Origin of the sequence: Paenibacillus sp. FSL R5-0473 (assembly GCF_038004565.1) — a bacterium.
Classification (GTDB): domain Bacteria; phylum Bacillota; class Bacilli; order Paenibacillales; family Paenibacillaceae; genus Paenibacillus; species Paenibacillus amylolyticus.
Map to the genome: position 1 here is coordinate 1,409,637 of NZ_JBBORL010000001.1, position 13,225 is coordinate 1,422,861.

At 46.1% G+C, this 13,225-nt stretch carries 14 protein-coding genes; 6 read left to right on the top strand and 8 right to left on the bottom strand.

What is annotated here, in order from left to right:
- Positions 1-131: 131 nt before the first annotated feature.
- From cysK to MKY28_RS06120, 4 genes are all read right to left on the bottom strand, one after another.
- Positions 132-1,088, bottom strand: a complete 957-nt coding sequence (cysK, locus tag MKY28_RS06105; RefSeq protein WP_340935336.1) for a cysteine synthase A — start codon at positions 1,086-1,088, stop codon at positions 132-134.
- A 163-nt stretch (positions 1,089-1,251) separates the two neighbouring features.
- Positions 1,252-1,635 carry a hypothetical protein gene (locus MKY28_RS06110; protein ID WP_036674948.1) on the bottom strand — a complete coding sequence of 128 codons (384 nt, stop codon included), beginning with the start codon at positions 1,633-1,635 and terminating at the stop codon, positions 1,252-1,254.
- Positions 1,636-2,114: 479 nt separating this feature from the next.
- On the bottom strand, positions 2,115-2,348 hold the full coding sequence (locus MKY28_RS06115) for a hypothetical protein (RefSeq protein ID WP_017687536.1): 234 nt from the start codon (positions 2,346-2,348) through the stop codon (positions 2,115-2,117).
- Positions 2,345-3,382 (bottom strand): nucleotide-binding protein, encoded by a 1,038-nt coding sequence (locus MKY28_RS06120; RefSeq protein ID WP_051447360.1) that lies wholly within the window; start codon positions 3,380-3,382, stop codon positions 2,345-2,347. The genes MKY28_RS06115 and MKY28_RS06120 overlap by 4 nt, the downstream gene beginning before the upstream one ends.
- Before the next feature lie 948 nt (positions 3,383-4,330).
- Here MKY28_RS06120 and MKY28_RS06125 point away from each other — a divergent pair.
- Positions 4,331-5,065, top strand: a complete 735-nt coding sequence (locus tag MKY28_RS06125; RefSeq protein ID WP_036614465.1) for a YitT family protein — start codon at positions 4,331-4,333, stop codon at positions 5,063-5,065.
- A gap of 122 nt (positions 5,066-5,187) precedes the next feature.
- Here MKY28_RS06125 and MKY28_RS06130 read toward each other — a convergent pair whose 3' ends face one another.
- Positions 5,188-5,658 (bottom strand): DUF2188 domain-containing protein, encoded by a 471-nt coding sequence (locus tag MKY28_RS06130; RefSeq protein ID WP_340935337.1) that lies wholly within the window; start codon positions 5,656-5,658, stop codon positions 5,188-5,190.
- 391 nt (positions 5,659-6,049) lie between these two features.
- Here MKY28_RS06130 and MKY28_RS06135 point away from each other — a divergent pair, with 391 nt between their 5' ends.
- The 3 genes from MKY28_RS06135 (at position 6,050) to MKY28_RS06145 (ending at position 8,912) form a co-directional block, all read left to right on the top strand.
- Positions 6,050-6,850, top strand: coding sequence for a lipid II flippase Amj family protein (locus MKY28_RS06135; RefSeq protein ID WP_036614460.1), 801 nt, complete (start codon positions 6,050-6,052; stop codon positions 6,848-6,850).
- Between the two features lie 136 nt (positions 6,851-6,986).
- Entirely contained in the window at positions 6,987-7,595 is a 609-nt protein-coding gene (locus MKY28_RS06140) for a TetR/AcrR family transcriptional regulator (protein WP_340935339.1), read from the top strand.
- A gap of 81 nt (positions 7,596-7,676) precedes the next feature.
- Complete coding sequence (locus tag MKY28_RS06145) at positions 7,677-8,912, top strand: MFS transporter (protein WP_340935340.1); 1,236 nt, start codon at positions 7,677-7,679, stop codon at positions 8,910-8,912.
- A 103-nt stretch (positions 8,913-9,015) separates the two neighbouring features.
- On the opposite strand, the gene msrA is transcribed toward MKY28_RS06145, so the two are convergent.
- Both msrA and MKY28_RS06155 read right to left on the bottom strand, forming a co-directional pair.
- Positions 9,016-9,978: a peptide-methionine (S)-S-oxide reductase MsrA gene (gene msrA / locus MKY28_RS06150; RefSeq protein ID WP_340935341.1), complete on the bottom strand. Its 963-nt coding sequence runs from the start codon at positions 9,976-9,978 to the stop codon at positions 9,016-9,018.
- 181 nt (positions 9,979-10,159) lie between these two features.
- Positions 10,160-10,849, bottom strand: coding sequence for a TVP38/TMEM64 family protein (locus MKY28_RS06155; RefSeq protein WP_143781418.1), 690 nt, complete (start codon positions 10,847-10,849; stop codon positions 10,160-10,162).
- Between the two features lie 121 nt (positions 10,850-10,970).
- On the opposite strand from MKY28_RS06155, the gene MKY28_RS06160 reads away from it, so the two are divergent.
- Together MKY28_RS06160 and MKY28_RS06165 are read left to right on the top strand one after the other, a co-directional pair.
- On the top strand, positions 10,971-11,909 hold the full coding sequence (locus tag MKY28_RS06160; protein ID WP_100527167.1) for a Gfo/Idh/MocA family protein: 939 nt from the start codon (positions 10,971-10,973) through the stop codon (positions 11,907-11,909).
- A gap of 32 nt (positions 11,910-11,941) precedes the next feature.
- On the top strand, positions 11,942-12,256 hold the full coding sequence (locus MKY28_RS06165; RefSeq protein WP_036674958.1) for a hypothetical protein: 315 nt from the start codon (positions 11,942-11,944) through the stop codon (positions 12,254-12,256).
- A 25-nt stretch (positions 12,257-12,281) separates the two neighbouring features.
- Here MKY28_RS06165 and MKY28_RS06170 read toward each other — a convergent pair whose 3' ends face one another.
- Positions 12,282-13,100, bottom strand: coding sequence for an AraC family transcriptional regulator (locus MKY28_RS06170; protein ID WP_017687546.1), 819 nt, complete (start codon positions 13,098-13,100; stop codon positions 12,282-12,284).
- Between the last annotated feature and the right edge of the window lie 125 nt (positions 13,101-13,225).

Genomic DNA, 13,225 nt, shown 5'->3' on the forward strand with positions numbered 1-13,225 from the left:
AGGAGCGAATAGCGTGTGCTCGGTTCATTAGAACCAATGACCAATGAGCGCTAATAAGGGAGGGCCTCTGTCATACTTATGACTTTTGGGACATGGAAGCCGCTTTTTGATGTGTGCAGATTTTAGCTGTGTTAAAAAATACCCATGCTCAGATACCGTTCCCCGGTATCCGGCGCAATGCAGAGCACGCGGTGCCCCGGACCCAGTTCCTTCGCAATGCGAAGGGAGGCCCACACCGAAGCCCCGGAGGAAGGGCCGAGCAACAGCCCTTCCCGAGCAGCAAGCTGCCGCATCGTATCCAGTGCGTCCTCATCGGACACCTGGATGATGGCATCCCACACGTCGGTATTCAGGATGTCCGGAATGAACCCCGGACTTGTACCGACGAGCTTGTGTGGTCCGGGCTCGCCACCGGACAACACCGGAGAACCTTTGGGCTCCACCGCATAGATGCGGATGTCAGGTAACTGCTTGCGCAGTTCTTCTCCCGTTCCGGTAATGGTTCCGCCGGTTCCCGCCGTCGCGATGAAAGCACCCAGCCTGCCTTCCATCTGCTGCATAATCTCGGGAGCTGTCGTGATCCGGTGAATGTCCGGGTTCGCCTGATTTTCGAATTGCTGCGGAATGAAACTTCCTGGAATGTCTGCTTGAAGTTCTTTCGCTTTGCGAATTGCACCAGGCATCCGCTCCGCAGCGGGAGTGAGCACCACATCTGCGCCGTAGGCTTTCAGAATGTTGATGCGTTCCTTGGACATATTGTCCGGCATAATCAGAATGGCTTTATATCCTTTGGCGGCGGCATTCATCGCAAGACCAATCCCGGTATTGCCGCTCGTCGGTTCAATAATGGTAGCACCAGGGAGCAAGTGTCCCGCAAGTTCAGCCTGAACGATCAGGTTGTAGGCGGCACGGTCTTTGACGCTGCCACTTGGGTTGAAGTATTCCAGTTTCACGTATACATCAGCAGAGTTGCTGCCTGTGAGTCTGTTCAGTTTAACGGCAGGTGTCTGGCCGATCAGTTCTGTTACATCTGCGGCAATGCCTGTATGTGCAGGTGTTTGTTTAATCGAATGTGTATTCAAATCCATGAAGTACAGCTCCTTGATTGATAAGACGTTGAGAGTATATCCGGTTGAAACTATATCATGCCTTATTGGAATGGTTGGATATCTCTATTCCATCTTAATGAACGTAACCTTCCGTGGTCAACTTGTTTTGCTGGGGAATGGGTTCTATATTGTCAGAGTTGTATCAAGTCTGCGCCAAGTCCATCTGCAGATGCCGACTGAGTTCTTTTTTGACTTCATTACGTGCGAATGTCCACAGCATATAGAACCGTTGCCAATACCCTCTGCACATATACAGAGTTTCGATACCCTCGGCTTCCCGTTTCTCTTCCAGTACTTTGACACCGCGGGTTCTCATCTGTTTACGAAGGGCCAACATCTCCTTGAGCACATTGTTTTGAATGCGGGTCAGCGACAGAATGTAGACTTCGGGCATCTTCAGCAGCAACGTATCCAGTGTGTGAATATCTCGTTCAAGTACATCCAGCAAAAGCGTGCGCACAACCAGACCTTTAATCAGACGATGGTCTTCATCCGCAGGGGATGGGGCGGAAGTTGAGGATGTCATATGTTCACTTCCTTAACCTTTAATTGGAATTTTATATTTACAGAACACGTGTTCCTATATTATAATCAATATATGTAATGGAGATACACAATACAACCGAGAAATATTGGAAGCACACATTATCGCATTTTCCTAAAGGTACAGATAGTGAGTGAGGCTAGGGATTTAGGGACAAGCCTGCTCCAAAATAAGGTATAATTTATGGGTTTTGCAGGAAACCTAAGGCCATAAACCAAATAAGCCTTATGCAATGCAGTCTGCTACAGAAGTAATTACAAGCAATGAATTACTGCAATGAATTGCTATTACGATTATGATCATGATTCAAGGAGGTCTTGCCGCAACACGATGGCACCAGGTCAACGAGTAGAAGCAGTTTTATTTTAGCGAAAATGAGCAACAAAAAAGCCCCTGCCTTGGGCGGCGGGGCCTATGGAATACTGCCGATTCAGCGGCAGGTTTGATGATGTGTTCAGGAATTATGCAAGATATTGAGGCTTTTCGTAGAACGCCTCTTTTTCAAGGATGACCTTATAAGGTCTTTCCTTGCCCTTCAGGGAGGGCCCAATGGTAGTTAGCGGTACGGCCGGCTTGTGGAAACGATCTTCTTCCTTGGGTTCCGGAACCGGTCGTGATGATTCGGGCGCAGAACTGAGGCGTACCTTTTTTTCGCTGCCCCAGCGCTTGCTTATTTTTTTCGTTTCCGGTTTCATTCCGGTTCGCCTCCTAACAAATCGTTGATGGCGTTGAACAGTTGACGATTCTGTAGGTCAATCTGCTGAAATACCGCCTCATCCGCTTCAATATGTCCAATAATGTGAACGGTGATAACATACCTCTTGGCTACAGGATAGCATAGCAGATACTCTTTCTCAAGGTAATCATCATACAGGTTAATCTTGATTTTATTCTCCCGGTAAGAATCAATCACCAGGATGCGCTTGGGATCATCCGGTTGTTTGTCGTCGTTAGCGGACAAGTCATACTTTCTCCCCGGTTCTCCAACATTACCACATAATTGCTCGATGTAACCACTGTCATCTGTACGGTATATGGCTGTGCCACGTACAGCGAATGGAGGATGAGAGACAAAGGCAGTACGTAAGGCATCGCTCATTCGCTCCAGCATCTTGGCATCTGCTTTGCGGGTACGCAGCAATTCCCTAAAGAACCGCAGCAACTTAAGCAGTTGTAACCTTGCTTCTCCCTCAGTGCGTTTATGCTTCTCAATGATGTTCTCCAATTCTGGATCACTCCAGCGTCCTTGTTCCTCAATACTGTCTGCGATTTTGGAACATGCCACGGACACGGCTGGTGCCCACTTTCCGTCAGAACGGATTTCATATACGAGTGGATTTAACCCCAGCAGATCTGTGGGCATACGCAATCCTTCGACCTTGGTTGTGTCCTTGATGTCTGTAATATCCTCAGGAAGAATGAAAAAAATACGTTTTCGTCCCAGACGACCCATAAACAGACCCATTTCCAGCATTGTATTATCCCGGACTGACGCGTAGTACTTCCCGCGGATTTTGGATATATCATCCGGATGAAAAATAAAAATGGCAAAGTCAGTCGTACGGACCTCTACTTCCAGATCGTCCATGGTATAGCTACTTGGATTAAAAACCCCGGAATACCAAGGGGTAACTTCGGCTGAAAAACGTAAGTTTTCGTGTACTGCGGCTGCAATCGGCTTCGCTTCCAGCGAGCAGCCAATAAAGACTCTTGGCTTTAACGTTTTCATCAATCCGCCTCGCTTAAACGGTAGTGGGATTCAATTGTTATATTATACCATAAACAGCAGAGTAAGTCTGGAAACGTCTGAACTGGACAAAGAATAAGCCGATTACGTTTGCTATAGTGTATGTGTGAAAGGAAAATGATTCCTTTAAAAAGCGCAAGAAAATAAAAAAAGGCCCCAATTTGTCACAGTTGGGTGACTGACAGTTATTTTTGGAAGCTTTGGTCATAGAATAAAGGAGCAGGTTGCACCATTAGCAAGCATTGCTTATCCTGGTGTTGCCGTATGACTGCTGGAGCAGTCCAAAGGCTGCTTTATGCCTGTTTTTGAGGGGTCTACTGTTTAGACCCGGTCACGTTGGTGTTATATAATAGAAGAACAAGCAAGTTAGCTTTGGTGTTTAAACTGAATGAACTTGCAACTGCTGTAAGTTGGATTTACAATTTACACAGGAACGAAGAGTGCAGAACCCATCTGTAGAAGCGAAGCGTTCGTCTGAAAGCTTTTGAATGAAAGCAGATTCGGAAGCATAAGCTATCACCGGATTTTCCCCAGAGGGAAAATGGAATTCCAAAAATCCGGGGATAACCACGATCAAAAGAGGGTACTGTAATCCAAGTGTAAGTGTACAATTAAATGTTCAAGCTTATGCATTGTAGTTATTTTTCAGTTTAACTGAGCACAGCTAACCACAACAGAACAGAAAGGATCAGGATACCATGAGTTCCCGAAGGACAATCTCCCCAAGGACGATCTGGAAACGTTACGATCTCTCATACACATAGCGCCCCTTGTAGAGTACACCAACCGGTTCAAAAAAACGGCTGACTCTGCGAAAGAGGGGATTGGAATGAATATTCGAAGGACGTACACGATGATTTCTTCCAGGCTTACCTTTTGCAGGGTACGGTCGGTCTAAAAAACCAACCTACAAACTGCGAGGGAACCTGAATGAAGAGAACATCGTTAACCTTACAACACGTTAAAACAGAGGCGATCAAATTCGCGATTATGCTACTCGGTACATTTATTTTAGCTTTTGCTTATTATCACATTAACTTTCAGAATCATTTATCGGAGGGCGGATTTGTTGGTCTGGCCCTGCTCGGAAAATACGCAACAGGCTTATCACCTGCTATCGGTATGTTGTTACTGGACATTCCGGTCATGATCCTGGCTTGGTTCCTTAAAGGCTGGAAATTCATGATTCAGGCATTGCTTGGCGTCGGTGCATTTTCCCTATTCTATGACGGCTTTGAACGATACTCCACACTGGTATTGTCGTTTAACGGAAATCTGTGGATTCCGGCAGTTCTATCCGGTATATTGACAGGGGTAGGCGCTGGGATCGTGCTTCGATTCGGTGGAGCGACAGGTGGAGACGATATTCTCGCCGTGCTGGTTAGCCGCTGGAAGGGATGGAAGCTGGGAACAGTTTTCTTTGTCAGCGATGCTTTTGTATTGGGATTGTCGCTTTTCTTTCTTCCGGTAAAAGAAACTTTATATACGATTCTGGCCGTATGGATTGCCAGTAAAGTCATCACGTACGTCGTCAGTGTTCCGGCTCGCGGAACCGTGGTTACAACTTCGGCTGTGAAATTGCCGATGCCATCGGCTGCAGCCAAGGCAGTTAACGCTGCTGCTATTTCACAACGGACTACGGTGGCTAGAGGGGTATCCAATTAACCATACGTTTCAGAACAACCATAACCTGTATGCACATTCAGGTCTTGATAGTTAAAGTTCATACAAAATCCCTTTTGACTGCTCTTCAGCAGCAAAAGGGATTTTGTTGTTTTCCGATTCATTCAAGACTTGATCGAAGAAGCAATCTGACCATCCTGATTATGGATAATCGCTCGAATATTTTGTTTGCTACTCAGTTCTTTGGCCTTATCTACAGCTTCTGCCTTAGTATCAAATGTGGACAGATAGGTAGACTTTCCTTCTTCCTTGATCGCCCAACCGGAGTCGGTAGGCACGACATGGATGTTGTCATGACTTTTGGACGAAGAAACGGGCTCGGAATGACGACGATCCGTGGAAGACGACTTTTTAGGGTTGGAATTATCGGAAGAAGATGTGGAGTCCGATTTCGAACTTTCCGGTGCGGGATGATTTTCATCCCATTCTTCGGCCTTAGTTGTCGCTATGGCAATCGAGCGTCCTTCCTCATACCCGTCATCGAGCAGAGCATTGGCAATCTCAATTGCTTTATGTCTAACACGTGGTTCCAAGTTCTTCATGGATACCGGATAATCCTGTTTGTTCCAAGGCATATGAACCCCTCCTGTACAATAATGGATTAATTGTATATTACCCTGTGAGGAGAGGGATAAACGATGAACATCCGAGGTCGTAAGTGCATTTACCGATGATCTATATAAATTGAAATAAACATTCACACGAAACGGAGAGGACAGAAAAAACCTGAAGAAACGAAGTGTTCGCCTTTATCCCCGGATTTGCCCCTTTCTAAAAGGAATCAAAAAATCTGGGGATAACAGCGATCGGAAGGTTGTTCTGTCATCGGAGTGTCCCAGTGTAAACATTCTTTAGTTCAACTTATATAAAAGGATCTCGTTCCTATACTTTTGCAAGCCAGAGGAGTATAATGCTGTCCATGAAAGAAATAAGTTCAATAACAGGAATATAAAGGAGTACATACATATGTTTAGTCTTAGTCTGGCAATCCCTATGCTGTTCACTATGCTGATTCATGCCGCAGACAGCTTGTCATACGCGCTCCGCCTCGGTGGATTACGCACCCGCAGAATCGCGTTGGCCATTTCATTGGCAGGTATCTTGTTGTTGGTTTCTCGAACCTCGAATATGGCCCAGGGTCCGATGGTAGGTAATCTAGTGGATACTGCAACACGTGGAACCAATCCACACTTTGCGGCGCAGCTGCACTGGTTAATGGGTGCGGCAACAATTGGAACGGCATTAGCCATATTGTGTTTTCCAACCATGGTGAAGCTCTCATCAAGAATGGTTGTACATTTTGAAGCAGCCGGTTCCATCCCTGCGATGGTTCGCGGTATGCTGAAGCGAAGCAAGATTAGAAATGCAACGTATTACATCACCCCGCCATCCTGGAAGATGGCCAAACGATTAGTACAACATGGGATGCCAAGACGGTTAATGCTGCTGAATGTAGCGGTAACCGCAATCTACACCACGGGTGTCCTGTCCAGCTTGTACGCAGCGTATCTTTACCCAGGGCAGGCTGTAGCTGCATCCCAATCAACAGGGCTGATTAACGGAATAGCAACGATTTTGCTGACCATCCTGATTGATCCGCGGATTTCCCTGCTCAGTGACAAATCATTACGTGGCGAGATCCGTTTGGATCGCATGAATCAGATCTATGGTTGCATGCTCGTGTCCCGTCTATTCGGTACACTGTTGGCACAGTTGTTATTAATTCCATTTGCGTATTGGATCGGTTGGATTGTAAGTATGATGTGACGACTTCTTTCCTGAATTGTAGCCAGGCGCTCTCTTGTACTTCTTTTGAAACAGCAAATGAGAGGGTGCCTGTGCAAAATGAATTGACGGAGTATTTGTGCTGTGATACTATTAGACCGAATAGTCGGTTTAATTTATGGAGGTTTTTCCAATCGAAGTTAAACGAAGAAAAGATGTTGCCCAGATAAAAAAAGACATTGCACGTAATACCAAGGAACTGTTTGCCCAAAAGGGATATAGTGCAACTTCCATGGAAGACATATGTACGATTAACAATCGGAGTAAAGGCAGCATCTATTATCATTTCAAAAGCAAAGAAGAGTTATTCATGTATCTAATTAAGCTTAACAATGAAGATTGGATGGATGCTTGGCTGGACAAAGAATCCGGGTATAAGACTGCCATAGACAAATTGTACGGACTTGCTGACCATTACGTGGATGATTTGGCTAACCCGCTGAATCACGCCATTAACGAGTTTGTCTCGGGTCAGGTCGTCAGTCAGGAGATGCTTGATGAGATGCTTTCCCTGATCCGTATTCCGTATGCGACATATGAGTCCATTATTACTAAAGGAATGAAAGATGGGGAGTTAAAACCGGATGACCCACAGGATGTAATGCACATTATCTACGGTCTGTTTAGCGGATTGACTACACTCTATTATGAGAAGGACCTGACGGATATTCGTCGTATTTACCACAAAGGCATGGCCGGTCTACTGGCAGGCATTCAACAACGTTAACCATGAAAAGCTGATGTAACGTCAGTTTTTCTTTTTAAATATTAATAAACCGGACAGTCGGTTTAAAAGAGGAGATGGCGAATGAACACATTGTTCAGAAACAAAGCTTTTTTAATCGTGACAGGGTCTGATCTGCTGCAAAATCTGGCGATATGGATCCGAAATATGGCGATCCTCTATTATGTGATGGATCGAACTCAAGGAAGTCCAATAGCTGTCTCGCTGATTACCGTACTTGAATATGCCCCGATTTTTGTTTTCTCCATCATAGGCGGTGCACTTGCTGATCGCTGGAATCCCAAACGTACGATGATACTGGGGGATATTCTGAGTGCGTTGTCTATTGTCATGATTATTGGCGTTTTATCTTCTGGGTATTGGCAGATTCTATACGTAGCCACGTTTGTATCCTCTATCGTTAGCCAGTTTTCTCAACCATCCTCTCTAAAGATTGTGAGGCGAAATGTAAAGGGAGAACATTTGCAATCTGCAATTGCTATTACCCAGAGTGGTCAATCGTTGTTTTTAATTCTGGGACCGATCGTCGGAACGTTTATATACACTGCAATGGGAATTCAGGCATCCATGTACGCATTACTCATTCTATTCCTGATCTCTGCGCTTCTACTCACATTTCTGCCTAAAGACGCCACTCAGCGGGTAACAAGTACCTCATTATTAGCGGATATCAGAGAGGGCTGGCAATATGTTGCTCGATCTCGCTCGTTAAAAATGCTTAGTCTGGTATTCATCTGTATAGGGCTTTCAGCGGGTCTCATCAGTCCACTTGGAATATTTCTAATCACTGAACGTCTGGGACTTGAAGCAACGTCGTTACAGTTCCTCTCTGGAGCGTCCGGAATAGGTTTATTGATTGGAGGAGGTATTGCGGCTGCTGTAAGTGCTAAGCTGAACCAGACCTTAACTCTGCTTGTAGGTGTGCTGTGTCTGGCTGTAGCCACGATGGGGGAAGTGTTATCCAGTTGGTTCTGGCTGACCCTTTTGATCAGCTTCTTAAGCTCAATCAGTATGGCATTCATCAACGTCATCATCTCCACGTACTTGGTCACTCGGATCGATGAGCATTTGATCGGGAGAGTGAATGGCACCATCACACCTTTATTCATAGGAAGTATGCTTCTTGGATCTTCCATGGCAGGTGTACTGATGAACAGCACATCCATTTTTATCGTCTACGCAATTTCGGTTACCGTGATGATCCTGGGTATCGTTCCAGCGATGCGAATTCAATTTCGTAATGATCAGACGGCTTCTGCCAGCCAATTAAATTCGGAAATCTCTTCGAGCCAAACCTAATCAATGCATTCTCATGCAACAATAGTTCGTCTATGAAAAAAAGAATGTACAACAAAAAAGCAGCGGGATCATCCCACTGCTCTTTTTGTATTTGCATTATAACTTATTGGAAAAGGACGGCGTACTCACCGTATCCTTCTTTTTGCAAGTCTTCTTTGGGTACAAAACGAAGTGCCGCAGAGTTGATGCAATAACGCATTCCACCTGCTTCGGCAGGACCATCGTTGAACAGGTGACCCAGATGGGAATCGCCCTCACGACTTCTCACTTCGGTACGAATCATGAAGTGGCTGAGATCAGTTTTTTCCTTCACGTTGTGGTCACGCAATGGACGTGTGAAGCTCGGCCAGCCGCAGCCGGAGTCGTATTTGTCGGTAGAACTGAACAATGGCTCGCCAGATACGATGTCCACATAGATACCATCACCGTGGTGATCCCAGAATTCGTTATGGAATGCAGGCTCGGTCGCGCTGTTCTGCGTAACTTCATATTGAATCGGCGTCAAACGCTCTTTCAGCCCGTCTTTATCCACGTTACCGGTCCAGTTGCGTTCGATGTAATCTACACGTCCAGAACCTTTGCTGTAGCGTTTGTAATGGGCAGGGTTCTTCCGGTGATAATTTTGGTGATGTTCTTCCGCTTCATAGAACGGTTTGGCTGGCAAAATCGGAGTGAAGATTGGTTTATCAAAACGTCCGCTTTGTCCCAGCTCCGCTTTGGAAGTTTCCGCAATCTGGCGCTGTTCTTCGCTGTGATAGAAGATGGCCGTCTGATAGGAAGATCCACGGTCATGGAATTGCCCGCCTGTATCCGTAGGATCAATCTGCTGCCAGAACAGTTCAACCAGTTTCTTATAAGGGAAGATGGCAGGGTCAAACGTAATTTGCACAGCTTCTACATGTCCTGTTGTCTCCGAGCAGACTTCTTCATATGTTGGATTCTCGGTATGTCCTCCTGTATAACCCGATACGATCTTATGAATACCGGGCAGTTCTTCAAAGGGGGATACCATACACCAGAAGCATCCGCCTGCAAAAGTTGCTAACTCACTTGAATGTTGTTCCATGCTATAGTCACTCCATTTCTGATGAAGATTTAGCGCTCGTGTTCGAGCTCCAGCAATCTACCGTTTTATTAAAACTTGTTACACAAGCATTAGGCTTGCTCTTCTATTATATCCTGAATTGGCAAGCCAACCAAGCCGGAATGAAAACAAGCTGAATCTGAACGGTTTGCGAACTCTGAATTCAGGCTTTGTTGCGTGACCGAAAGCGAAATAAGAGCAATACAATGGCCATGAACACCAGATATCCGGCAAGGATGGCCAAGCTCAGCCAGATTGAGGTTTCAGCTTGTGCACCTGCATAGGCAAATACAAAAATCGCTGGCATTTTCCCAATGGCCGTGGCAAGCATGAAGACCCAGAATGGCGTGTACGTTATACCTGCGTAAATATTAACGGCCATCTGAGGCACGATCGGCAACAGTCGCATCGACATGACACCCATGAACGGATGTGCTTCCATCCATGTGGTAAAACGGTTCAGACCCCGAATACGTTCGAGGTACGATCTCGCCTGATGTCTGAAGATGGTTCTTGCTCCGCCGTAAACGAGCATGGCTGCAAGTGTGGTGCCAAGCCAGCATATCCAGGCTGCTGTGGTGGTACCGTAACTGTAACCAAAGGCGATAATAACAAACTTATAAGGAATTACAGGCACAAGAGCAAACAATGTTGCCATGGCGAGTAACAGCGGAATGGACTGATGAAGATCGGTCCAGGCCAGCAGTTCATATCTGTAAATAAACGTGACTCCTGCAAGTAAAACATATAACAGAAGCCATAACCATTTTCGCAAAATCCCAAACGCTCCTTTCAGATCAGGCAGGTCTGGTCGTGTCCCGATCTGTACTGCTGTTCCTCCTAAGTTTACCACGTTCGCCCATTGTCTGAACAATTCGTGCGAAGTGTGCTGCAATCACTGGCAAGTTGCTGTCCGAAGGGTTACACTATAGGACGTGGAAATATAGAACCGAACTGAAGGTGGAATGATCATCATGGAAACAACCCAACGTAAACGAGTTGCAATTATCGGCCTCGGCGATATTGCACGTAAAGTATATTTGCCGCTGTTAACAGCTCATCCGAACGTGGAGATTGTAGGCATTATGAACCGATCTCCGGAGCCGGTCAAAGCCGTTCAGGAGGCGTATCGATTAGAACGGGGAACAACGGATTTGAAGGAACTGTTGTCCTGGGATCTGGATGCGGTGTTTGTACATACAGCAACGGAAGCGCACTTTGACATTGTCATGCAATGTCTGGAACAGGGATTAGCCGTGTACGTAGACAAACCGTTATCCTATACGATTCGGGAGTCGGAAGAGATGACTGCTTTTGCCGAGGCACAAGGGCTGCTACTCGCAGTAGGCTTCAACCGCAGATTCGCACCGATGTACCAAAAAGCGAAAGAATGGATGCAGGGTGGAAAAGGTTTTGAATCCTTGACAGTGACCAAACATCGTACAGGCATTCAGGATCGTCCTGCGGCAGAAACTATCTATGATGATCTCATCCATATACTGGATCTGATGTTGTGGTACTCGGATCATAATGTGGAGTTGCTTCATCAATGGATTCGGAAGAATGATCTGGACAGACTGCTGCATGCAACCGGAACGGCCAAGCTGGGCAGAACAGCCTACGGTCGATTCGATATGGTGCGTGAAGCTGGGGCAGATCTGGAGAAGATCGAATTGCATGGTGGTGGACGATCTGTTGAAGTGGTGAACATGGACACGATCAGCTACATGGAACAGGGGAGTCTGGAAACCAAAGAAACGTTCGGGAGCTGGGACACCGTGTTAGCACGCAGAGGTTTTAGCGGAGCAGTTGACAATTTCCTGGCTTGTCTGGACTCACCTGATGATTGCCTGATCAGTGCAAGTCATGTCATGGACAGTCATGAACTGGCGGAACAATTGATTCGCAAATAATTGCAGAATACACATACGGAGGAATACAAGTCATGGATGAATATGAAAAGGAACGTAATAAACAGATCGAGGAAGCTGTTGTAGAAACCTATAAACAGGAAGAAGAGATGATGATCCTCGTATTTGCCCAGTGGTGTGTCAATAATGGTTTGGACCCGGAAGAGATGTACCGGCAAGCCTACCCGGATCAGCAGAGCAACGAGCGTTTGCAACAGGTGCAGAAGCTGATTGTATCCAAGGAGGAAGCCGGTGAAATCCCGGATGATACGGTACTTGGCGTGTTGTCCATGTTTGGCAATGAAGATCTGGCGATGGTTGTATCCGAGGCCATAGCCGCGCGCAAATAAGTTCAACTTACGTATACTAATATGATTACATCTGTTCCCGGTGAATGACGCGGAATTCCTTCGGGGACATGCCGAACCGGGAACGGAATACCCGATGAAAATAGGTATAGTTGTTAAAGCCGGATGACTCAGACACTTGCTCCAGAGTCATTGGACTGAAAATAATCCGTTCCCTGGCCATGTTCAGCCGTACGTCAAGTGTGTATTGCATGATGCTTTTGCCAAACGCTTCTTTGAAGAGATGTACACCCCGTGAGACACTAATGCCAATATGTGTTGCCACATCATCGAGCTTGAATAAAGAGGAAGCGTTTTCTTCAATGTAGTTTTTGATCTCATAAGCCACATAATTGGTGTTGGTTATCGTTGGATGCTCCGCGAGCAGACGATCCACTTCGAGACATAAAATTCGCATATAATAACTTGAAATTTCCGGATAAGGATTGGAGATGCGGCGCTGTTCCAGTACGAGCTGTCGAAACAGGACCAAAAGACTTTCCGTCAGTTCGACTTTGATCCGGGTCGGCCGTTTGTGCCGTTTCCACCACTCATCCACCCAGGAACCATTAAAGAAGATGTGATAGTCACCACTCTCCACCAGTCGTTCTCCCATCGGATTGGTTTCATTGTCTATTCTCAGCTCATAGGGTTCGTCAGGATCAAAAAGAAGCAGATCGCCCGCATCCACCAGGGACATGTCCCCGTCTATGCGTGCACGGCAACGTCCGTCTGTTTGCAGTCTTAACAGGTAGTTCTTCACCCCTTCAGGCTGCACCATAGCGTAGGGTTTACGATGAAATGAAAAGCCTGCTGTAAGAACTTGGCAGGATTGATCTGTCGGCATGGGCATACTCCTTGCAATTTGAAAATTATGACCAGATAGTTCATGTTTCAATCATATTATTCATTTTAATTGAAGCTGAAACGGAATACCATAGTATTAGATTTAAGGAACAGGAAACATCCAAC